Here is a 21,910-nt window from a genome sequence, read left to right as displayed (position 1 = left end):
CCCATGAGCCTTTTGCAGATCAAAGACCTTAGGGTCGAATTCCAGACCGGCGACGGCGCGGTCAATGCCGTCAACGGAGTGTCCTTCACCGTCGAAAAGGGCGAGACCCTTGCCATCGTAGGCGAGAGCGGATCGGGCAAGAGCCAGACCGCCTTTGCCGCGATGGGCCTTTTGGCGCGGAACGGCAAGGCCACGGGGCAGGCGCTCTATGAAGGCAAAGACCTGCTCACCATGTCGCGCAAAGAGCTGAACCGCATTCGAAGCAACGAAGTGGCGATGATCTTTCAGGACCCGATGACTTCGCTCAATCCCTATATGCGGATTTCGGACCAGATGGCCGAGGTGCTCCAGCTTCATAAGGGGATGAGCAAACGTGATGCGGTGGCCGAGGCGGCCAAGATGCTCGACGCGGTGCGCATTCCCGATGCCAAGGCGCGCATCACCATGTATCCGCACGAGTTTTCGGGCGGGATGCGGCAGCGGATCATGATCGCCATGGCGCTTTTGTGTCAGCCCAAGCTGTTGATCGCGGACGAGCCGACGACGGCGCTCGACGTGACGGTGCAGGCGCAGATCATGGAGCTTTTCGGTGATATCCGTCAGGAGTTCGGCACGGCTGTGATCCTGATCACGCATGATCTCGGGGTCGTGGCGGGGTTTTGTGACCGCACGCTGGTTCTCTATGGCGGACAGGTGATGGAGGAGGCCGCGACCGAAGCTCTTTTCGCGCGTCCGAGCCATCCCTATACGCGCGGGCTCTTGCGGGCTGTGCCGCGGTTCGACCGCAAGGACGAGGCTTTGCTCGCCATCGCGGGTGAGCCACCGGATATGTCCCGACTGCCCGAGGGCTGTCCCTTTGCGCCGCGCTGCGCCGAAGTGCGGGATGTTTGCCAGAGTGCAAAGCCCGTCATTGCAGGCGAGGCGCATCGCCGTGCCTGTCACGTTCCGACAGAGGAGCTGAGCCATGTCTGATCCCATTCTTTCGGTGCGTGACCTTCGGGTGACTTTCGACATCAAACCTTCGGGAGCTTGGCCGTGGACGCCGCACAAGTCGCTTCAGGCGGTCGGCGGCATGAGCTTTGACGTGCAGCCCGGTGAATGTCTTGGTGTCGTTGGTGAAAGCGGGTCGGGTAAATCCACGATTGCCCGTGCGATCTGCGGCCTTGCGCCTGTCACGGGCGGGGACGTGCTTTTCGAGGGTGAGAGCCTTTTGAGCATGGCGCCCGAGGCGCGTCGGCATCATCGGCGCTATGTGCAGATGGTGTTTCAGGACCCGCTTGCCGCGCTTAATCCGCGCATGACCGTGGGCGAGATTATCGCCGAACCTCTGATCACGCATGAGCCCAAGCTGCCCAAGGCCGAAGTGCGCAAGCGCGTTCAGGACCTCATGGAGCGGGTCGGGCTGTTGCCGAACCTTGTGAACCGCTATCCGCATGAATTCTCGGGCGGGCAGTGCCAGCGGATCGGGATTGCGCGCGCGCTGATCCTCAAACCCAAGCTGCTCATCTGTGATGAGCCTGTCTCGGCGCTCGATGTGTCGGTGCAGGCGCAGGTGGTGAACCTTCTCAAGGAGCTGCAAAAAGACCTCGGGCTTACGATGATTTTCATCGCCCATGATCTGAGCGTGGTAAAGCACATCTCGGACCGCATCGCGGTGATGTATCTTGGACGGATGATGGAGGTCGCGGGGGCCGAGGCTTTGACCGGCAATCCGCGCCATCCCTATACGCGGGGGCTTATTTCATCGGTGCCCGTGCCCGATCCTGTTCTGGAAAAGTCGCGTCCGCGTGCGGTGATCTCGGGCGAGCTTCCGTCGCCTCTCGATCCGCCGTCGGGCTGTGTGTTCCGCACGCGGTGTCCCATCGCGCGAGAGGCCTGTGCAGGCGAGAGGCCCGCAGTCGCCCAAGTGGCCGAGGGGCATCTGGTGTCCTGCCCCTATCACGAGGACAATGCCTTTGGCGAAGTGGTCGGGACGGTATGACGAAAGGGCGGGGTTTCCCGCCCTTTTTGCTTAGTAGTCTTTCTCGAAGAAGATACCGAGGCTGGTTTCCCCGTCCGAGGTCGCGCTTCCTCTTGCGGTGAAGCTGTCGGTCAGATCGAGGTTGAGATCGATCGCGGTGGTGCCGTCGCTGCTCACGGTGACATCGGTATAGATGTTGTCCGAGATGTATTTGCCCGCACGCACGGCGGCATTGCCGTTGTCGTCCGAGGTGACGTCGATATCGTCAAGACCGATCCCCGCGCGAAGGTTGTCGACAACCCCAGTGCCGCCCCGTCCCGCGAGGGTCCCGACGGCGGCGGCGAGTTGCACGGCTTGGAACGGGGTGATCGAGGCGAGATCACGTCCGAAGATAAGCTGCGAGAGGACTTCGTCCTGCGGCAGATCGGGTGTCGAGGTAAAGCGCACCTCGGGTTCGTCTGCGGGACCTTCGACGATGATCCTGACCGTGGTGCCCGTCCGCGCCTTGGAGGTGGCGACAAGACGCATAAAGGGCACGAAGCCGCCCTGAAGCGAGACCGCGCCCTCGTCGAGATCAAAGCGTTGTTGCAGGATATTGAGGCGACCACGGACAAGATCGAATTGGCCGACGGGAATGACGTTTGCAGTGGTCCCGCCGATGGTCAGTCGTCCGCCGAGTTCAGCGTCAAGCCCGCGCCCGCGCACGAAAATCTTGGACGGTGCGTTGATCGCGAGATCGAGACCGAACGGGCGGGAAGAGCCGCCGCTTGCGGCTTGGCCGATTTCAACGCCGCCGAGTGTGAGACCCGCGCGGCCCAGCGTTGCCGCGACATCCGAAGGGGCATTCACATGGGCGACTTGGGGCAGATCGCCCAAGGCACTCACCGAAGAGGAGGGCACGCGGATTTCCGCAGCGCCGAGGTTGAGCGTCCCCGCAATCATTGCGCCGCCTGCAAGATTGCCGTTGATCGCAACCGAGCCGTTGACGGTGGTTTGATAGAGTTCGGGATCGCGCAGCACCACCTCGTTCAGGTCGATGGTCAGCGCCGAAGGCAGTCCTGTGCCGAACCCGATCGAGCCACGGCCCGCGATAGCGCCGCCGCTTTCAAGAGCGCCGTTCAGGGTGAGCCGCGCCTGATTGCCGCCCAAGGTCACATCAAAGCCCAGATCGTTGACCGATTGCCCCAGCGTCGGAGCGCTCAGGCGTGCGCCCGTGGCCGAGACGCTGCCGCTGAGGGACGAAAGTGCGGCAGGACCCGCGAGACGCAGGTTGAAGTCGGCGGTCCCCTGAATGCGGCGTGGTTCGATAAAGCTGTTGGCAAGGCCGAGCGCTGCGACGCCCCGCGCCGCGATGTCGAGACGGCCCGTGGTGCCGACACGGCCGTTGACGTTGGCGCTCGTGCCGCCTGGTCCGCTGGCGTCGATGTCGATCAACCAAGCGCCGTCGGTGCCTTGGCGGGCGGTGCCGTCAAGGGTGGCTGCACCGCTGATGTCGGGCGTAATGACGGCGATATCGGGGAAGCGCGCGTTGAAGGTGGCGCGAGAGGAGCCGCCGCCAAGTGTCACATTCGCCGCCGCTGAGACGTTGGGGGCCGCAAAATCGGCATCGGTGATCGCGATGGTGCCGCCTGCGTCGCGGGTGATCTTGGCGGCGAGGGTGGAGCCGCCGCGCAGGAGCGTATCGGCGGCATCGATCCCCAATGCGAGGTTCTGGCCCCGCGTGGTCAGATCAAGGTCAAAAGTGCTCGCGTCCGTGGCAAGGGTGCCTTGGGCCTCGATGCCGAGGCCGCCGCTCAGGCTTTGATCGAAGGCGCGGGCATAGTCCGCGATCTGCGCGATCTGCGCGGCGAGGGTCACGTCGAAGGGCGCGCCTTGGGTCATATCGGGCGTTTGCGCGGCAAGGCGGATGGTGTCCGAGCCGCGCGTCAGCTCTGCGGTCAGGTCGACTTGGGCCTCTGCGCTGCGCGTGCCTTTGGCGGTCAGGGTGGCCGCGCCCGAAAGACCGTCGCGGATACGTCCGAGATCGGCAATCGCGAGCGTGAGATCCCCCGAACTCGCCCCCGAAGTGATTGCGGCGCTTGCGTCGAGATTTGCGCCTTGGGTGCGGATGGCGAGCCGCGGAAGGCGGGTGCCGTTTTCGTCGCGCTCCGCTTCGAGCGAAAGCGTGCCTTGGCCCGCAATAAGGCCGTCGAGTTCATTGATCCCGAGCGCGAGATCCTGCGTTCGGCCATCGACGGTGAAGTCGAACGCACCCGAAAGCGGCGCGATGTCCCCTGCAACAGCCAGAGAAGCGCTGCCGCCCAAGGTTTGCCCGAGCAGGGTGTTGAACCGTTCGAGCGCCTGAGCCTCGACCAGAAGGTCGGTGGTGACGGCAAGGGTGTCACGGGTGTCGATGGACGCGGTGCCTTGGACGTTAAGGCCCGCCCCGTTCAGGGTCAGCGTGTCGATGCTGATCGGAGTGCCTTCGCCATAGCGGAGGGCGAGACGTCCCGCGATGGTATCCCCTAAAGCATCGGACATGCCGAGGTCATCCAGAGCGATGCCTTGCGCCGCATAGTCGAGGTCGGCGGTGATCTGTCCAAGCCCGTTCAGGTCGCCGCGCCGGATGATGCCGCCGCCGCTCAGGTCAAGGGACGGAATACCGAGCCCCGGTCGTTCGAAGTTCGTGGCGCTGATATTCGCGGTCCAAGCCTCGCCTGAGGTGGCGTCAAATGAAACCGCAATCTCTGCGCTTTCGATTTGGGTGACGGGGCCTGCGAGGGGCAGCACCACGGCGCTTTGATCCGCCGCGCCGATGTTGCCCGTGAGGCTGAAGCTTTCGGGCCAGCCTTGGGCGTCGATCGCGGCGGAGCCTTGGAGGGTGATGCTTTGCGCCGCAAGATCGAGGGTGTCGAGCGTCAACCCGCCTTGGGCGAATTGGGTGCCGCTCGCCCTGAGAGAGATGTCGGGACCAAAGAAGTCGCGATATTGCGGCAGAAAGAGCGCAGTGACATCCCCGCCGAGATCGAGCGAATAGGTGCGATCAAAGCGGCCTTCGACATCGGTCGGGACCGCGCCGAGGGCAAAGTTGCCTGCGAGCCTTTGGATCTCGTCGGTGGCGAGGGTCAGCTCTGCGGAAAAGTCTGTAAGGGGGCCTGTGCCTTTGAGCGCGAGATCGACGCTTGGCTGATCGGGCAGGTCAAGAAGACGCGCCGCAATCCCCGCTTCTCCTTCGGTCAGGATCAGGTCGAGGTCGAGAAACCGCGTTTCGTTGATGAAGCTGCCTGTGAGGCCGAGCCGTCCTTCGGCGCCGTCGAGCCGCGCGGCGTTGAGGGTCGCGTTTCCTTCACCGTCCGAGAGCGAGGCAGTGCCGTTTAGGGTCAGCGCAATCTCTTCGCCCAAGAGGGAGGGACCCAGCGTAACGCGGCCGATCTCGAGCGTTCCAAGGTCGATGGACACGGGAAGATCAGGGAGTGCAAAGGGCGTGGCCTCGGGCGTTGGTGCGCTTTCGCCAGCGACGGGCGCGCGGTGCACGATCAGTTCGGCGGCGGAAAACTCTTCAACGCTGATTGCGCCACGAAGGAGGGCCGCGCGGTTCCAATCGAGCGTAAGGCCCCGCGCATCAAGCCAGATCCCGTCGGCATCGGCGATGGTCAGGCGCTCGACCGTTGCCTTGGAGCTGAGCGCCCCTGCAAAGCCAGAGATGATGACCTGCCGTCCCGATCCCGAAAGCGCGTTTTCGATAAGTCCCGCGAGATAGCCACGGTCGGCCTCTTGCTGGCTTGTATCCTGAGCGAGAAGCGGGGTCGCAACGAGGGCGATGGAACAAAGGGTCAGATAGCGCATCAGAAGGATTGTCCTATCCCGACGTAAACGCTCAGCGCTTTGGCAAAGCGTCCGCCGTTGGCAGGCGTGGCAAGGTCAAGGCGGATCGGCCCGATGCCTGTGTCATACCGAAGGCCGAGGCCCGTGCCTGCGTGCCAGTTGCCGTTGCGCAGAGGGACCGCGTCGGCACCGACATAACCGATGTCGAAGAAGCCGACCGCGCCGATTTTTTCGGTCACGTCATAGCGTGCTTCGAGCGAGGCGGCGGCAAGGGAGAGGCCGCCGATCTTGACCCCGTTGTTGAGAGTGGTGCCCAAGGATTGATAGCTTTGCCCGCGCACGGTGTCGCTTCCGCCCGAGTAGAAAAGGTAATCTGCGGGCGTGCGCTCTGCGGTCGGGCCTGCGATGGCGCCAAGCTGGCCGCGCGCGGCGAGGGTCAGGCGGTCGCTTTCACCAAAGCTGCGATAGGCGCGGGCATCCACCTCGGCGCGAAGGCCGCTGTCGACGGCCCCGATCCCGAAGAACGGCATTGCGGTCGATTTCAGGTAATAGCCCGAGCTTGCGTCAAGCGGTGTATCGCGTCTGTCCCATTCCAAGCTGAAGGGGGCATTGACCACCGAATAGCGCCGCGTGCCGAGATCGTCGCGCACTTCGGCAGAGGAGAAGCCGACACCGCCCGAAAGGGTGAGGGTGTCGAAGAGGCGCGTAAAGCCTGCCTCGGCGCGCACCTGCTTGAGGAAATAGCCGGGATCGTTGAGCACTTCGATGGCACCGTTGGAATAAAAGTCGGTGCGGAAGGGGCCAGTCTGGGGGCGCAGGAAGTCATAGCTCAGCCTATAGTCGAGCGTGGACGTGCCCTTGGTGCTGATGCCTGAAATCTCGCCTTCGATCCGAAAGCTCTCGGCCCCGCCGAGGAAATTGCGGTGGAGCCAATAGCCGTTGAGCACGAGCCCGTCCGAAGAGGAAAGTTCGGCGCCCACACCGAAACGGCGGGGGGTGGCTTCGTCCACCTGAATGAGGGTGGCGAGGGTGTCGTTCGGCCCGATCGCTTCGTCTTCGGTGATGGCGACCGAGCTGAAAGCGCCGCTGCGCCGCAAACGGCTGGCCGCGTCCGACAGCGCTTTGGGCGAAAAGGTTTCGCCTTCGGGGATGCCGGCGATGTCGCGGATACGGTCGGCCCGTATCCCGTTGTTGCCCTCGACCGCGACGGTGCCGAAGGTCAGGCGTGGACCCGTTCCGACGGTCAGGGCGGCGTCGAGCGTTTCGGTGGAGTGATTGGCGCGGATGCTTTGGGCGCTGATGTCGGCTTTGGCATAGCCGTCGTCCCGCCATCCCTCGACAGCGGCTTTTGCGGCGTCGCGGATCAGACCGCTTTCGGCGATTTCGCCCGTTGCAAAGCCCGAGGGAAGGTCGGTCCCTTCGGCCATCGGTTGGACCGAGGCGGTGCCGAACCGAAAACTCGGGCCCGGCGTGACCGTGATGTCGACGCGATTGACGGAAGAGACGCGGGTCAGGGGGGACATTCCTGCGGCCTCGACCCCGTCGATCCTGATCGAAACGGTCGCACCGTAGTGGCCCGAGGCATAAAGCGCCGTGAGGATGCGGCGGTAATCGGCACGGGCGGCGGCGATGTAATCTTGCGGCAGCGTTCCCTCTTCCTGACCGAGCGAGAGGGTGAGGGAGGCACTCTGGATCGCGGGGGCGAGATCGGCAAATTCATCCGCCAAGCGAAGTTCGACCTCTTGCGCGGTCGCAGAAGTCACCACGGCGAGAAAAGCCGCAGTCGTCAAAGTTCGGTTCAGTTTGCCCAAGGCGCGCTCCGTCTGTTCCGATGGGTTAACGTTCATCGGTATTCTTGGGTTCCGTGTATCGGAAAAATTACCCCAAGTGAATCCGTTGCGGGCTATCGGCGAGGCTTTGCCTAGATTTGCGGGAAAGGATCGTCGGGGTAGCCGACCCCCGACAGGTAGAGACCTTCGGGCGGGCAAACAGGGCCGCACGCGGCGCGGTCTTTGGCTTCGAGCGCACGGGTCACGTCATCGGGGGTCCAAGCGCCCGATCCGACACGTTCCAGCGTGCCTACAAAGCTTCTTACCTGATTGTGGAGGAAAGAGCGTGCGCGGACGTGAAAACGGAACTCTTGTCCGTCCGGGCGGGCGATCTCTTCGACACGGAGTTCGTCGAGCGTGCGCACGGGGCTGTCCGCCTGACAGATCGACGAGCGGAAGGTTGTGAAATCGTGCCGCCCCAAAAGCCGATCCGCCCCCGCCTGCATCTGCGTGCCGTCGAGCGGATGTTTGACCTGCCAGACAAGGCCTGCCTCGTGCACGAGGGGGGCGCGGCGACACACCAGCCGAAAGGTATAGCGGCGCTCGACCGCAGAAAAGCGGGCGTGCCAGTCATCGGCAACCCGCGCGGCGCGGACGATGGCGACAGGTGCGGGCTTGAGGTGGAAGTTGAGCGCTTCGGACAGACGAAACGGGTCCCAGTCGCGTTCCATATCGCAATGGGCGACCTGATGCGTCGCATGGACGCCCGCATCGGTGCGGCCCGCTGCGGCAATGGTATGGGCGCGCGGTTCGAGTTTCGACAGCGCGTGTTCGATCGCGCCCTGAACCGAGGGCTGATCGGCCTGCCTTTGCCAACCTGCAAAGGGGGCGCCGTGATATTCGACCTGAAGCGCATAACGGGGCATGTGTCGCGCTTAGGTCCAAACCCTTTGGAAATCAATCCCTACACAGCGGGTTGCGAAGTGCCTATCTATGGTGCGCAAAGCGAGAAAGGAACGCCGTTGCGCATTGATGATATTGCCCGCGAACTCGGGCGCAGCATTGAAACGGTCGGAGAAACCTTGGTCGCTCCGTTTTCCGATCCCGTGATCCGTATCGGCGTTACGGGGCTTTCCCGTGCAGGCAAGACGGTGTTCATCACCTCGCTTGTCGCGAATTTGCTGGACCGTGGACGTATGCCGCAGCTTCTTGCGGCGGGTGAGGGGCGGATATTGTCGGCCTATCTTCAGCCGCAACCCGACGACACGATCCCGCGGTTTCCCTATGAGGACCATCTTGCCGCGATCACCTCGGACAATCCGCATTGGCCCGAAGGCACGCGGCGAGTGAGCGAGCTTCGCCTGTCGCTCAAGGTCGCGCAGCGCGGGCTTTTGGCGGGGATGTCGGGGCCGCGGACGGTGCACATCGATATTGTCGACTATCCCGGTGAATGGCTTCTTGATCTGGGGCTTTTGGACAAGAGCTATGCCGAATGGTCCGCCGAGGCGCTGGGCCGTTTGACCAAGCGCGAGGCGGGGAGCGATTACGCCGCCACCGTCGCCAATGTCCAAGGGGATGCGCCGCTTGACGAAGAGCGCGCCCGTAGCCTTGCCCTCGCGTATCGCGCCTATCTCGAGACGGCGCGCAAAGAGGGATTTTCCGATCTGACGCCGGGACGGTTCCTGTTGCCCGGTGATCTTGAAGGGTCGCCCGTTTTGACCTTTGCGCCGCTGCACAGGCCAGAGGGTGCGGCCAAGGGATCGCTTTATCAGGAGTTCGAGCGCCGCTTCGAGAGTTACAAGCGCAACGTCGTCAAACCGTTCTATCGCGAGCATTTTGCGCGGATCGATCGACAGGTGGTGCTTGTCGATGTTCTTGGGGCGCTGAGTGCAGGGCCGCAGGCCTTTGAGGATTTGCGGCAGACGATGGCCGATATCCTGATGGCGTTTCGTCCCGGTAGGAACAATTTCCTGAGCCGAATCCTGACGGGTCACAAGGTGGAAAAGCTGTTGTTCGCAGCGACCAAGGCGGATCATCTGCATCACACCCAACACGCGGCGTTGACCGCATTGGCCGAGGCGCTGCTCCGTGATGCCAAGGACCGCGCCGATTTCGCAGGGGCTGCGACTTCGGCCATGTCGATTGCGGCCTTGCGGACAACGACCGAGGACACCGTGACCCATAGCGGCAAAGAGGTCGACGTCGTCAAAGGACGAAGGCTTGATACAGGGTCGAATGCCGCCTCGTTTCCTGGGACCCTGCCGATCGATCCCTCGCATGTTCTTGCGCCTGCGCGGTCGGGCGCGCGCGACTGGAGCAGTGGCGGGTATCGGGTGATGGAATTCGCGCCCGCCCCTTTGACGCTTCGCGCGGGCGAGGGGCCGCCGCATATCCGTCTTGATCGGGCGGCACAGTATTTGATCGGAGACAGGCTATGAGCCAGACATCAGGCCCCCTTCATATCGATCTTGACGATCGGATCGAAAGCCCCGCCGACGCGCCGCAGATCATCGACGAGCCGACCTATGCGCAGCCTGTGGCGATGACCACTGTTGCCAATGTCATGGGCCGACGCGGATCGTCGCTTGCCAAATGGTTTTGGGGGCTGCTCCTGTCGCTGACGGGTTTCGTGGTTTCACTTGCGGCATGGGATTATGTGACGGGTCTTTTGACACGCAATCCCGTTCTGGGCGGCATCGTCACGGTTTTGTTCCTCGGCTTTGTCCTTGTGCTCTTGATCATCGCGCTGCGCGAAGTCGCATCGTTCCGCCGTCTCAAGCGGCTTGACGGTATTGCGCGGCGTGCCTCTGGGGCTGCGGCCTCGGGCGATATCAAGGCGGCGCGGGGGGTTCTCAAGGAAATCGGCGCACTCTACGCAGGGCGGCCCGAGCTCGCGGCTGGTTTGGCCAAGGTCAAATCGCGCGAGGGCGAGGTTTTCGACGCCGACGGACTTTTGGGGATCGCCGAGGCAGAAGTGCTCCGCTCTCTGGACGAGCAGGCCGCGGCAGAGGTTCGGGCCGCCGCCCGACAGGTGGCCACCGTGACGGCGATTGTGCCGCTTGCGCTGGCGGATGTGGTGACGGCACTCACCGCGAACCTTCGAATGATCCGCCGCGTTGCCGAGATATATGGCGGACGTTCGGGAACTTTGGGGAATTGGCGGCTTGCCAGATCGGTCTTTGCGCATCTGGTGGCGACGGGGGCCGTCGCGGTCGGGGACGATCTCATCGGCTCGATTGCGGGGGGCGGCGTGCTCTCCAAGGTCTCGCGCCGCTTTGGCGAGGGCGTGATCAACGGGGCGCTGACCGCTCGGGTCGGGGTCGCCGCGATCGAGGTCTGTCGTCCGCTGCCCTTTGTGGTCGGCAAAAAGCCGCAGGTCCACGACCTTGTGGGGCGTGCACTGGCGGGGCTTTTCGGCAAAAGCACCTAGAAGGTCGGCGGGGCGTCCACAGGGCGCTTCGCCTCTTCCACTCCAAGACGCAGCCCTCGGCCGATGCGATGCGCAAGGATCGACCAGGCATGGGCCGAGATCGGCGGCAATTCACGCCGCAGAACCGAGTCGAACAGCCCGAGCCAAACATCGAAGTGCTGGGCTTTGACGTCGCGCGCTTCCATGTGGGCTTTCATCGGGTTGCCCGTATAGTTGCGTTCGAACATGATCGCATTGCGCCAAAACTCGATGATTTTGGCTTCGTGGGCGGTCCAATCCTTGACGTGACGATTGAACACCGGACCAAGTCCGGGGTGGGTGCGAACAACTGCGTAAAACTCGTGAACAACGCGGGCAATCTCTTCGTCGGAGATCGGAAATCTTGGTGTGATTTCTGCCATTTGTGTTCTCCTATATGAGATAGTTTCGCGCGATGTCCGCACAACGGCAAGTAGCCAAGCTGACGCAGGTCCAATGCCCCACTTTACCCTTGCCCTTCCGCGTCCTATAAGCCTGCGCATGATGGAACCGAACCTGATCATCATTCGAATTATTTCCCCGGCGCTCTGACGACCAGAGACGCCGGGCAAAGGTGTTTGAGAACTCGCACCGATATTCCCGAAATGACTGATGATCCGCCAAAAGGACGCTCCTATGTGCGCCGATACGCCTGACTACAAAGACACATTGAACCTTCCCGAAACCGACTTTCCGATGCGTGCGGGTTTGCCGCAGCGCGAGCCCGAGTGGCTTGCCCGTTGGAACGAGATCGGCATCTATGACCGTCTGCGCGAGAAGGAGGGACGCGAGCCCTTCATCCTGCACGATGGCCCTCCCTATGCGAACGGCCATCTGCACATCGGCCACGCGCTGAACAAGATCCTCAAGGACTTTATCGTCCGCTCGCAGCAGATGCTCGGCAAGGACGCGCGCTATGTTCCGGGCTGGGACTGTCACGGGCTTCCCATCGAATGGAAGATCGAGGAAAAATACCGCGCCGAGGGCAAGAACAAGGACGAGGTTCCCGTCGTCGATTTCCGTCAGGAATGCCGCAAGTTCGCCGAAGGCTGGATCGACATCCAGCGCGAAGAGTTCAAGCGTCTGGGGATCACGGGCAACTGGGCCGATCCGTATCTGACGATGAACTTCCACGCCGAGCGCGTCATCGCCGAAGAGTTCATGAAGCTGCTCATGAACGGCACGCTCTATCAAGGCTCCAAGCCCGTGATGTGGTCGCCGGTCGAGAAAACCGCACTGGCCGAGGCCGAGGTCGAATACCACGACCACACCAGCCATCAGGTCTGGGTGCGGTTCAAGCCTGTTGTCGGTGGCGAGAAAGTTTCGGGTGATGACTTTACGGTCGTGATCTGGACCACCACCCCGTGGACCATCCCGCAAAACCGCGCCGTGGCGTACGGTCCTTCGATCGAATACGGGCTTTACCGTATCACCGAAGTGCACGAGCATTCGTCGGCTGTGGTCGGCGAAGTCGTTCTGCTTGCCAATTCGCTGGCCGAAAGCGTCATGCAGGGCGTCCGCGTGACCGCGTTCGAAAAGGTCGGCGATGTCGCGGCCGACGCTCTTGAAGGCATGATCCTTGCCCATCCCTATCGCGGGATCGAGGGCGGCAACGGCGAGTGGGACTTTGATGTTCCGATGCTGCCGGGTGATCACGTCACCGAAGAGGCGGGCACGGGCTTTGTCCACACCGCGCCGTCGCACGGGGATGACGACTATCAACTCGGCCTGAAATTCGGGCTTCCGATGACCTATAACGTCACCGAAGATTCCAGCTATCGCAAGGACTTGCCGCTGTTTGCGGGGATGCATGTCATCCTTTCCGACGGCAAGGAAGGCCCCGCCAATGTCGCCAACATCAAGACAATGGCGGGTGCGGGCGGTCTTTTCGGCAAGGCCAAGCTCAAGCACTCTTACCCGCATTCTTGGCGGTCCAAAGCGCCTGTGATCTATCGCAACACGCCCCAGTGGTTTGCCGCGATCGACAAGGAGGTGAACGACGGTCAGGACACCTATGGCAAGACGATCCGCGAACGGGCGCTGACCTCGATCGACCAGCTGGTAACATGGACCCCGCAAACGGGCCGCAACCGTCTCTATTCGATGATCGAAGCGCGGCCTGACTGGGTTCTCTCGCGCCAGCGCGCGTGGGGCGTTCCGCTCACCGTCTTCGTCAAGAAAGGGGCTTTGCCGACCGACCCCGACTTCCTTTTGCGCAACGAGGCGATCAACGCCCGTATCGCCGAAGCCTTCGAAGCCGAGGGCGCGGATGCGTGGTATGTCGAAGGCTTCAAGGAAAAGGTCTTCGGCAACGAGGCCAACCCCGACGATTATGAGCAGGTCTATGACGTGCTCGACGTGTGGTTCGACTCGGGCTCGACCCATGCTTTCGTGCTGCGCGATCGTCCCGATGGGACGGCCGACGGTATCGCCGACCTCTACCTCGAAGGCACCGACCAGCATCGTGGCTGGTTCCATTCGTCGATGCTTCAGGCCTGTGGCACCAAGGGGCGTGCGCCTTACAAGGGCGTTCTGACCCACGGCTTCACGCTGGATGAAAAGGGCATGAAGATGTCCAAGTCCATCGGCAACACCGTGGCCCCCGAAGATGTCTGCAACGAATTCGGTGCGGATATCCTGCGTCTTTGGGTGGCGCAGTCGGATTACACCGTAGATCTTCGCATCGGGGACAAGATCATCAAGGGCGTTGCCGACAGCTATCGCCGTCTGCGCAACACCATGCGCTTTATGCTCGGCTCGCTTGCGGGCTTTGACGAGGGGCAGCGGGTCGATCCCAAGGATATGCCCGAGCTGGAGCGCTGGGTTCTGCACCGTCTTGCCGAACTCGACGAGGTCGTGCGCAAGGGCTATGCCGAATACGACTTCCAAGGCGTGTTCCAGTCGCTGTTCAACTTTGCGACGGTGGATTTGTCGGCCTATTACTTCGATATCCGCAAGGATGCTCTTTATTGCGATGGCGACACGCCGCGCCGCCGTGCGGCCCAAACGGTCATGGACATCCTGTTCAACCGCCTGACCACATGGCTTGCCCCGATCCTCGTGTTCACGATGGAAGAGGTCTGGCTCGAACGTCACAAGGAAGCGGGCGCATCGGTGCATCTCACCGATATTCCCGAAACGCCCGCCGCGTGGATGGACGAGGCACTGGCTGCGAAGTGGGCCAACATCCGCAAGGTGCGCCGCGTTGTCACCGCCGCGCTGGAAATCCAGCGGACCGCCAAGGTCATCGGTGCCAGCCTTGAGGCGGCCCCTGTGGTCCATGTCGAAGATCAAGACGTTCTGGATGCGCTCAAGACCGTCGCCTTTGACGATCTGTGCATCACCTCGGGGATCGTTCTGACCAGTGATCCTGCGCCTGAGGATGCATTCCGCATGGGCGATGTCGCAGGTGTGGCTGTGGTATTCCAAGAGGCAGAGGGCGAGAAGTGCCAACGTTGCTGGAAGATCCTGCCCGATGTCGGGACCCACAAACACGAGGGTGTCTGTGGCCGCTGTGACGCGGCGCTTGGATAAGGATCAGGGCGCCTTCGGGCGCCCTTTTCGCTTGGGACTTTCAAGGGGATGATATGATTACCGTTGTGTCCAGCACCGAGGACCGTCAGGCCTGTTACGCGATCCGCACCACTGTTTTCGTTGAGGAGCAGAAGGTGCCTGCGGAGCTTGAGCTTGATGATCTCGAGGATCGGTGCGTCCATTTTCTGGCGCGGGAGAACGGTGTCCCTTCGGGCACCGCGCGTCTGCTTGATCGAGGCTATGCCAAGGTGCAACGCGTCGCCGTGGTCAAGGCCGCGCGGGGCACGGGGCTTGGTCGGCGTCTGATGGAGGCGGTGCTTGATCACGCCAAAGCCGCAGGGTTTACCGAGGCGCGGCTTAGTGCGCAGGTCTCGGCGATTGCCTTTTACGAGCGGCTCGGGTTCGTGGCCGAGGGGCCGGAGTTCGACGATGCGGGGATCGCGCATCGCCTTATGACAAAGGCGCTCTAGCCGTCTTTGCCGTAGCGGATTTGCTGCAGGGCCCCTGCGCTGATCAGATAGATCGAGGTGACGACCAGCCCGAAATGCGCCCAGCTTTCGGGATGGAAGCCGACCCATGCGGCCCAGCCTGCGAACCCTGTCCAAGCGAGCGCCATGGGCAGGGTGACGATGCGCCAGCGCTCGGTGCGCACGGGATGCACGAATTTGATCGGCAGGAACATGGCGACGGCCAATACGACGACAAGCGCGAGGATCACCCAGAAGTTGGGGTGCAGCGCAAAGAGCACCAGAACCACCATGTTCCAACATCCAGGAAAGCCCGAGAAGCTGTAATCCTTGGTCTTCATGCGGGTATCGGCAAAGTAGAGCGCCGATGCAAAGGTGATCACGATGATCGCAATCCAGCCCGTCCACCCCGGCAGCAGCCCCGATTTGAAGAGCGCATAGGCGGGGACGAAGACATAGGTCAGATAGTCGATGATCAGATCCAGAAGCACGCCGTCGAACACGGGGGCGTTGAGCTTGACCTGATAGCGGCGCGCGAGAGGGCCATCGATTCCGTCCACGAAGAAGGCGACGACGAGCCACATGAACATTTCGTCCCAGAGCCCGTCGACCGCTGCGAGCATGGCGAGCATCGCAAAGACCGCGCCTGTGGCGGTAAAAAGATGGACGAGGAGGGCTTTGCGTTCGATCGACATTGGGGTCTCAGTTCGATTGGGCGTGGGGATGGGCGCGGTTGTAGACGTCCATCAGGCGGGCCGTATCGACGGCGGTGTAGGCTTGGGTCGTAGAGAGAGACGCGTGTCCGAGCAACTCTTGAATGGTGCGCAGATCGCCACCAGCGTTCAAAAGATGGGTCGCGAAAGAGTGACGCATCGCATGGGGCGTGGCCGAAGAGGGCAGCCCGAGCTGAAGACGGGCCTGTTCCATGACTTTTTGAATGGCGCGCGGGCTGAGGGGGCCGCCGCGGGCACCCCGAAACAGCGGCCCCGACGGCGCGAGATCGAAGGGGCAGGCGCGGACATAGTCGGCGACCGCGGATCGGGCGACAGGCAGGACGGGAACGAGACGCTCTTTTCCGCCTTTGCCGATGATGCGCAGCACGTCCTTGAGCGGAAAGGCAGCACCCGTGAGGCCGAGCGCCTCGGAGATCCGCAGCCCGCAGGCATAGAGCAAAGTAACCACAGCCACGTCCCGCGCAGCGATCCACGGCTCGCCGGATTGGAGATCGATGGTGGAAAGCATATCGGTTGCCGCATCGGGCGCGAGCGGGCGGGGCAGTTTCTTCTGGAACTTGGGCGCACGGGTGGAAAGAACGGCGGTCGGCTCGAAGTCTTCGCGTTCGGAGAGCCAGCGGTAGAATGTCTTGACGGCAGAAAGCGCGCGCGCGAGGGACCGCGCAGAGACGCCGCGCCCGCGTTCATGGGCCATCCAAGCGCGCATATCGCTTACCGTAAGGCGTGAAATCGGGCCGAGCCCTTGTTGGTCGCCATGGTGCTGCGCCATAAACCCGAGAAAGCCGAGAACGTCGGCCTGATAGGCTTTGAGCGTATTGTCCGATGCACCGTCGATTGCGCGTGCGTGGGCCAGCCAGTCGTCAAGGGACCTTGTGAGTGCGGGGGACAGCACCGATCAGCCAAGCCAGCGCCGCATGGCGCGCTCGAACACTCCGCCGAAAAAGGCGAGAAGATCGGTGCCTTGGGCCTGATTGAATTGATGCGGGTCTTCGGAGCCCATGAGGAGCATTCCCGGAAGCCGCCCCTCGCCGAAATCGAGCACGAGACACGCCTCGGAGCGGATGAAATCCGACTTGTCGCCGAAGAGCGAGTCCTTGGCGGGTTGCACCTGTCGGAGTGTGACTTGGCGAAGCGGTGTATTGCGCCCTTGGGTGACATAAGTTTCCACATATCCCGGCTCTGCCACGGCGAGCACGTCGCCCAGTTTGCGCAGCGCGGGGTCCTCGGCCTTGGAGACCGATTCGAGCACGAGACGGATCGAGTCGACGCGCAGGATATCGGCGACATCGCCGCCGAGGTCCTTGAGGAAATCTTCGAACTTGGTGGGTTCCATCATGCGCAGAACCGCGCGGTGGATCTGGTTCGTGCCAGCGAGGTTGTCATAGGCCGCTGCAATGACCGAACGATGGGTATCCTCGAGCCTGTCCAGACGCGACTCGAGCCGTTCCATCGCGATTCCGCGAAGATCGACGATATTGCCGCCCATCGTGCGTTCGTTTGCGGCGACCAGAGCACGCATGATGTCTGTGTCATCCAGCAGCGCTTCGGGCGCGGCCATGATGGTTTCGCGGATTTTCTCGTCGATCATCGCGCCTTGGCTCATTGGACTACTCGTTATTCTTGGCGAACTTTGGGTAACCTTATAAGGGTTTATGCAAGGTTTTTGCAATCTTTTGGTTGAAAAATGCAAAGGCGGTGTGGGGGCTTCGGGGTTGGCGAAGGTCGATCAAAGCTATACCTCCCCATAAATGGACAGAACGGGGACCCAAGTGCAGGTGAAGGAATTCTTTGAAGAGGGCGAGCTTGTCGGCGTGTTGACCGCACAGCCCCTTGACCGGATTCTGGATTACAAAGCCCCCGAAGGCGGCTGCTGGCGCGGCGCTTTCGTCGAGGTGCCGCTTGGTCCGCGCAAGGTTCTCGGCGTCGTCTGGGGCGAGGGCAAGGGCGATTTCGACTATGCCAAGGTGCGGTCGATCCTACGTGTGCTCAATGTTGCGCCCATGCGCGAAGAAATGCGCAGTTTCCTTTTGAAAGCAGGGGATTACACGCTCACGCCGATGAGCGCTATGCTACGGCTTGCGACCCGTGCGCCCGGACTTGGTGATGCGCCTTCGATGCGCAAGGTCTATCGTCTGGGGGAAGGCGTGCCCGAGCGTCTTACCGAGGCGCGTGCGCGGGTGATCGAGGTTTTGCGCGACTATGGCGGGTTGTCTTTCACTCTTGGCGAACTGGCCGAAATGGCGGGGGTCGGCACCTCTGTCGTCAAGGGGCTGGTCAAGATGGGGGCCGTGCGCGAAGAAGATACGCCGCGCGATACGCCCTATATGCGGCTTGATCCAAGCTATGGCGGTAAAACGCTCACCGAGGATCAGGCGGCCTGCGCCGAAGTGATCACCCAAGGGATGCGGGAGGGCAAATACGCCACGACCTTGCTCAAGGGGGTGACGGGGTCGGGCAAGACCGAGGTTTACCTTGAAGCGGTGGCCGAATGTCTTCGGCTGGGTCGTCAGGCCTTGGTGTTGCTCCCTGAAATCGCGCTCACGTCGGAATTCATCACGCGGGTTGAAGCGCGTTTCGGGGCGAAGCCTGCCGAATGGCACTCGGGCGTGACCATGACCGAGCGTCGGCGCTGTTGGAAAATGGTGGGTCAGGGCGAGGCCCAGATGGTTGTCGGTGCACGCTCGGCTCTCTTTCTGCCGTTCCGCGATCTTGGTCTGATCGTCGTCGATGAAGAGCATGACACCTCTTACAAGCAAGAGGACGGGGCGCTTTATAACGCGCGGGATATGGCGGTGCTGCGGGCGTCTCTGAACGATGCGCAGGTGGTTCTTGCCTCGGCGACGCCGAGCCTTGAAAGCTGGGCGAATGCGGATGCGGGCAAGTATCGGCGGCTCGATCTCGTCTCGCGGTTCGGCGAGGCGGTGATGCCCAAGATAAGTGCGATCGACATGCGCAGCGAGGATGTCCCCTCGGGGCGATGGATTTCGCCCAGCTTGCAGTCGGGGATCACGCGGCGGATCGAAAAGGGCGAGCAGTCGCTCGTGTTCCTGAACCGTCGTGGCTATGCGCCCGTTACCATTTGCCGTGCGTGCGGCCATCAGATCGCTTGTGATCATTGTGATGCGCGCATGGTGGAACACCGATTCCTCAAACGGCTCATGTGCCATCAGTGCGGCGAAACAAAGCCGATGCCCGAGGCTTGCCCCTCGTGTCAGGTCGAAGGAAAACTTGCGCCCGTCGGGCCTGGCGTCGAGCGGATTTCCGAGGAGGTCGAAGCGCTTTTCCCCTATGCGCGGACCGTGATCCTTTCGTCCGATCTGTTCGGATCGGCGCGGGCGCTCAAGGAACGGATCGAGCAGATCGCAGCGGGCGAGGCCGACATTATCATCGGCACCCAGATCGTAGCCAAGGGGCATAACTTTCCGCTGCTCACTCTGGTGGGGGTGATCGACGCGGACCTCGGACTTCAGGGGTCGGATCTTCGCGCAGCGGAACGGACGTTCCAGCTCATGCGGCAAGTGGCGGGCCGCGCGGGACGGGCTGCGGCACAGGGCGAAGCAGTGCTCCAGACCTATCAGCCCGAACATCCCGTGATCCGTGCGATCCTTTCGGGCGACGAAGAGGATTTCTGGGCCGCCGAAGCCGAGCAGCGCCGCATGGCGGGCGTGCCGCCCTATGGGCGTATGGCGGGGATTGTGCTGTCTTCGCCATCGGTTCAAGAGGTGTTCGATCTCGGGTCCGAGCTTGCCAAGCGGGACGGCCCGCTCCGACAGATCGGGGCGCAGGTCTATGGTCCCGCGCCCGCGCCGATTGCGCGGATCAGGGGGCGTCACCGCGTGCGGCTCTTGGTCAAGGCAGCCAAGGGCGCGCCCATTCAACAGGCTTTGGCCGCATGGGTCGCTCAAGTGCGGGTGCCGGGTTCGGTGCGGCTTTCCATCGACATTGATCCGCAGAGTTTCTACTAGCGGCGTGCTTTAACTAAACTGGCATATCTGTTGCGCGTTTCCCTCTCGCCATCGGGCGGCTTTCGGCGTATCGAGCGGATATGGCTAGAATTGTAAAATTGTCCGATGCGCAGACTCTGCCGTTTTGGCGGCGACCGATCTCGCTTCTTTTTCTCATGGCGATGGGAATGCCGGTGGCCTTTAACGTGTGGTCGGCGCTCCTCAATAACTTTGTGGTCGAGGTCGCCAATTTCGACGGCGGCGATATCGGGCTTTTGCACACCGTGCGCGAAATTCCGGGGTTCCTCGCTATTGGTGTGATCCTTGTGATCATGGTCCTTCGTGAACAGGTGCTTGGAGTTCTTTCGCTTTTCCTTCTGGGGGTGGCGACGGCGGTGACGGCCTATTTTCCGACGTTGGGCGGGATTCTGACCATCACGCTCCTGTCGTCGATCGGTTTCCATTACTACGAGACGGTGAACCAGTCGCTGCAGCTCCAGTGGATCGACAAGCAAAAAGCGCCGCAAACGCTCGGCTGGCTTCTGGCCGCGGGATCGGCGGCGACCTTTGTGGCCTATGGGTCGATCGTCGTGACGTGGAAGGCCTTTGATCTGAGCTATAATCTTGTTTACCTCGTCGGTGGCGGGATTACGGCCGTGATTGCGGTGTTCTGCTACTTTGCCTATCCGCAATTCGAGTCGCCCAATCCGCAGGTCAAAAAGATGATCCTGCGCAAACGCTATTGGCTCTACTATGCGCTCCAGTTCATGGCCGGCGCACGGCGCCAGATTTTCGTGGTTTTCGCGGGCTTCATGATGGTCGAGAAATTCGGCTTCGAAGTGCACGAAGTGACGGGGCTCTTCCTGATCAACCTGATCGCCAATATGGTGCTTGCCCCCGTGATCGGGCGCGTTGTCTCCGACTTTGGCGAGCGGCGCGCGCTCCTCATCGAATACGCAGGGCTTGTGACGGTCTTTTTGGCCTATGGCGGGGTCTATTGGTTCGGCTGGGGTGTCGTCGTGGCCTCGGCCCTTTACGTGGTGGACCACATTTTCTTTGCCATGGCGCTCGCGCTCAAAACCTATTTCCAGAAGATCGCCGATCCGGGTGATATCGCCCCGACCGCAGCGGTGGCTTTTACGATCAACCACATTGCAGCGGTGTTTCTGCCTGTTGTTCTTGGGGTTCTTTGGCTCTATTCGCCGCTCTTGGTGTTTGTTCTTGCCGCAGGAATGGCCTCGGTGTCTTTCCTTCTTGCACTTTTGATCCCGCGCCACCCGATGCCCGGGAACGAGACAATCTTTGCCCGCCCTGTCGCGGCTCCTGCTGAATGAGACTTTTATGACGACCTATAGCGCCATCACCACGATCAACGGTCAACTTGCTGCAGAGGCTCTGGCCGAGAAATGCGAGAACCTCTTCCCCGAGCCCACGGGCGTCGGCACGTTCGAGGTCGAGGACGACTCGGGACTGTGGGAGGTTGCGGTCTATTTCACCGAAGAACCCGATCAGGCGGGGCTTGCCCTGCTTGCCGCGATGCACGAGGCGAACGGGTTCGTTGTCTCGGAGATTCCCGATCAGGACTGGGTCGCCAAGGTTCGCCGCGAGCTTGCGCCCGTCGAAGCGGGACGCTTTTTCGTTTACGGGAGCCATGACGCCGACAAGGTGCCTTCGGGCCGTGTTCCGCTCTTGATCGATGCGGCGATGGCCTTTGGCACGGGCCATCATGGCACGACGCTGGGCTGCCTCAAGGCGTTCGATGCGCTGCTCGATGACGGGCTTGCAGCAGGCAAGGTTGCGGATATCGGCTGCGGCACGGCCGTGCTTGCCATGGCGGCGGCGCGGGTTTGGGACGGCGTTCCGATCCTTGCCTCCGACATCGACCGCGTGGCTGTTGATGTGGCCGAGGCGAATGTCGTCGCGAACGGGCTTGTCGGCAAGGTGACCTGTGTCGAAGCGGCAGGGTTCGACACTCCCGCATTGGCCGAGGTCGCACCCTTTGATTTGATCTTTGCGAACATCCTCAAGGGTCCGCTGATCGCTCTTGCGCCCGAGATGTCGGCGCACCTCGTAAGCGGTGGTTTCATCATCCTCTCGGGCATTCTGAACGAGCAAGCCGATTCGGTGGAAGAGACCTATCGGGCAAACGGTTTCGGCTCTTACAAGCGATCGAGCATCGGAGACTGGACAACGCTTACCATGCGCAAGGATTGATCGCGCTCTGGCGACAGTGACATGATTTCGCCCGAC

General features: G+C 62.1%; 16 protein-coding genes. 9 read left to right on the top strand and 7 right to left on the bottom strand.

Annotated elements, in window-relative coordinates; translation table 11 throughout:
- Nucleotides 1–3: 3 nt before the first annotated feature.
- Nucleotides 4–972 (top strand): oligopeptide/dipeptide ABC transporter ATP-binding protein, encoded by a 969-nt coding sequence (locus tag QQG91_RS11795; RefSeq protein ID WP_285770422.1) that lies wholly within the window; start codon nt 4–6, stop codon nt 970–972.
- On the top strand, nt 965–1,981 hold the full coding sequence (locus tag QQG91_RS11790) for an oligopeptide/dipeptide ABC transporter ATP-binding protein (RefSeq protein ID WP_285770421.1): 1,017 nt from the start codon (nt 965–967) through the stop codon (nt 1,979–1,981). Before QQG91_RS11795 ends, QQG91_RS11790 begins: the two co-directional genes overlap by 8 nt.
- 30 nt (nt 1,982–2,011) lie before the next feature.
- On the opposite strand, the gene QQG91_RS11785 is transcribed toward QQG91_RS11790, so the two are convergent.
- The 3 genes from QQG91_RS11785 to truA form a co-directional block, all read right to left on the bottom strand.
- Nucleotides 2,012–5,785 carry a translocation/assembly module TamB domain-containing protein gene (locus QQG91_RS11785; RefSeq protein WP_285770420.1) on the bottom strand — a complete coding sequence of 1,258 codons (3,774 nt, stop codon included), beginning with the start codon at nt 5,783–5,785 and terminating at the stop codon, nt 2,012–2,014.
- Nucleotides 5,785–7,611 carry an autotransporter assembly complex protein TamA gene (locus tag QQG91_RS11780; protein ID WP_285770419.1) on the bottom strand — a complete coding sequence of 609 codons (1,827 nt, stop codon included), beginning with the start codon at nt 7,609–7,611 and terminating at the stop codon, nt 5,785–5,787. Before QQG91_RS11780 ends, QQG91_RS11785 begins: the two co-directional genes overlap by 1 nt.
- Nucleotides 7,612–7,685: 74 nt before the next feature.
- On the bottom strand, nt 7,686–8,459 hold the full coding sequence (truA, locus tag QQG91_RS11775; RefSeq protein ID WP_285770418.1) for a tRNA pseudouridine(38-40) synthase TruA: 774 nt from the start codon (nt 8,457–8,459) through the stop codon (nt 7,686–7,688).
- Nucleotides 8,460–8,555: 96 nt separating this feature from the next.
- Between truA and QQG91_RS11770 the strand changes: the two genes are divergently transcribed.
- Together QQG91_RS11770 and QQG91_RS11765 are read left to right on the top strand one after the other, a co-directional pair.
- Nucleotides 8,556–9,971 carry a YcjX family GTP-binding protein gene (locus QQG91_RS11770; protein WP_285770417.1) on the top strand — a complete coding sequence of 472 codons (1,416 nt, stop codon included), beginning with the start codon at nt 8,556–8,558 and terminating at the stop codon, nt 9,969–9,971.
- Entirely contained in the window at nt 9,968–10,963 is a 996-nt protein-coding gene (locus QQG91_RS11765) for a YcjF family protein (protein ID WP_285770416.1), read from the top strand. Before QQG91_RS11770 ends, QQG91_RS11765 begins: the two co-directional genes overlap by 4 nt.
- On the opposite strand, the gene QQG91_RS11760 is transcribed toward QQG91_RS11765, so the two are convergent.
- Entirely contained in the window at nt 10,960–11,364 is a 405-nt protein-coding gene (locus QQG91_RS11760) for a group III truncated hemoglobin (protein WP_285770415.1), read from the bottom strand. The genes QQG91_RS11765 and QQG91_RS11760 overlap by 4 nt on opposite strands.
- Before the next feature lie 253 nt (nt 11,365–11,617).
- On the opposite strand from QQG91_RS11760, the gene ileS reads away from it, so the two are divergent.
- Both ileS and QQG91_RS11750 read left to right on the top strand, forming a co-directional pair.
- On the top strand, nt 11,618–14,515 hold the full coding sequence (gene ileS, locus QQG91_RS11755) for an isoleucine--tRNA ligase (RefSeq protein WP_285772349.1): 2,898 nt from the start codon (nt 11,618–11,620) through the stop codon (nt 14,513–14,515).
- Nucleotides 14,516–14,568: 53 nt separating this feature from the next.
- Nucleotides 14,569–14,985: a GNAT family N-acetyltransferase gene (locus QQG91_RS11750; protein WP_285770414.1), complete on the top strand. Its 417-nt coding sequence runs from the start codon at nt 14,569–14,571 to the stop codon at nt 14,983–14,985.
- Here QQG91_RS11750 and QQG91_RS11745 read toward each other — a convergent pair.
- From QQG91_RS11745 to QQG91_RS11735, 3 genes are read right to left on the bottom strand one after another with little or no spacing between them, the layout of a single operon-like run.
- On the bottom strand, nt 14,982–15,677 hold the full coding sequence (locus tag QQG91_RS11745; RefSeq protein ID WP_285770413.1) for a CDP-alcohol phosphatidyltransferase family protein: 696 nt from the start codon (nt 15,675–15,677) through the stop codon (nt 14,982–14,984). The two genes, QQG91_RS11750 and QQG91_RS11745, sit on opposite strands and share 4 nt — an antisense overlap.
- A 7-nt stretch (nt 15,678–15,684) precedes the next feature.
- A complete protein-coding gene (locus tag QQG91_RS11740; protein WP_285770412.1) occupies nt 15,685–16,608 on the bottom strand; it encodes a tyrosine recombinase XerC in 924 nt (307 codons plus the stop codon).
- 3 nt (nt 16,609–16,611) lie between these two features.
- Nucleotides 16,612–17,319, bottom strand: a complete 708-nt coding sequence (locus QQG91_RS11735; RefSeq protein WP_285770411.1) for a DUF484 family protein — start codon at nt 17,317–17,319, stop codon at nt 16,612–16,614.
- Between the two features lie 145 nt (nt 17,320–17,464).
- Here QQG91_RS11735 and QQG91_RS11730 point away from each other — a divergent pair, with 145 nt between their 5' ends.
- From QQG91_RS11730 to QQG91_RS11720, 3 genes are all read left to right on the top strand, one after another.
- Nucleotides 17,465–19,681, top strand: coding sequence for a primosomal protein N' (locus QQG91_RS11730; protein ID WP_285770410.1), 2,217 nt, complete (start codon nt 17,465–17,467; stop codon nt 19,679–19,681).
- An 80-nt stretch (nt 19,682–19,761) separates the two neighbouring features.
- Complete coding sequence (locus tag QQG91_RS11725) at nt 19,762–20,994, top strand: MFS transporter (protein ID WP_285770409.1); 1,233 nt, start codon at nt 19,762–19,764, stop codon at nt 20,992–20,994.
- A 7-nt stretch (nt 20,995–21,001) separates the two neighbouring features.
- Entirely contained in the window at nt 21,002–21,874 is an 873-nt protein-coding gene (locus tag QQG91_RS11720) for a 50S ribosomal protein L11 methyltransferase (protein WP_285770408.1), read from the top strand.
- Nucleotides 21,875–21,910 lie beyond the last annotated feature (36 nt).

Origin of the sequence: Marivivens sp. LCG002 (assembly GCF_030264275.1) — a bacterium.
In the GTDB taxonomy this organism is placed as follows: domain Bacteria; phylum Pseudomonadota; class Alphaproteobacteria; order Rhodobacterales; family Rhodobacteraceae; genus Marivivens.
The sequence above is the reverse complement of the archived record's forward strand: the minus strand, read 5'-3'. Positions and strand labels throughout refer to the sequence as shown.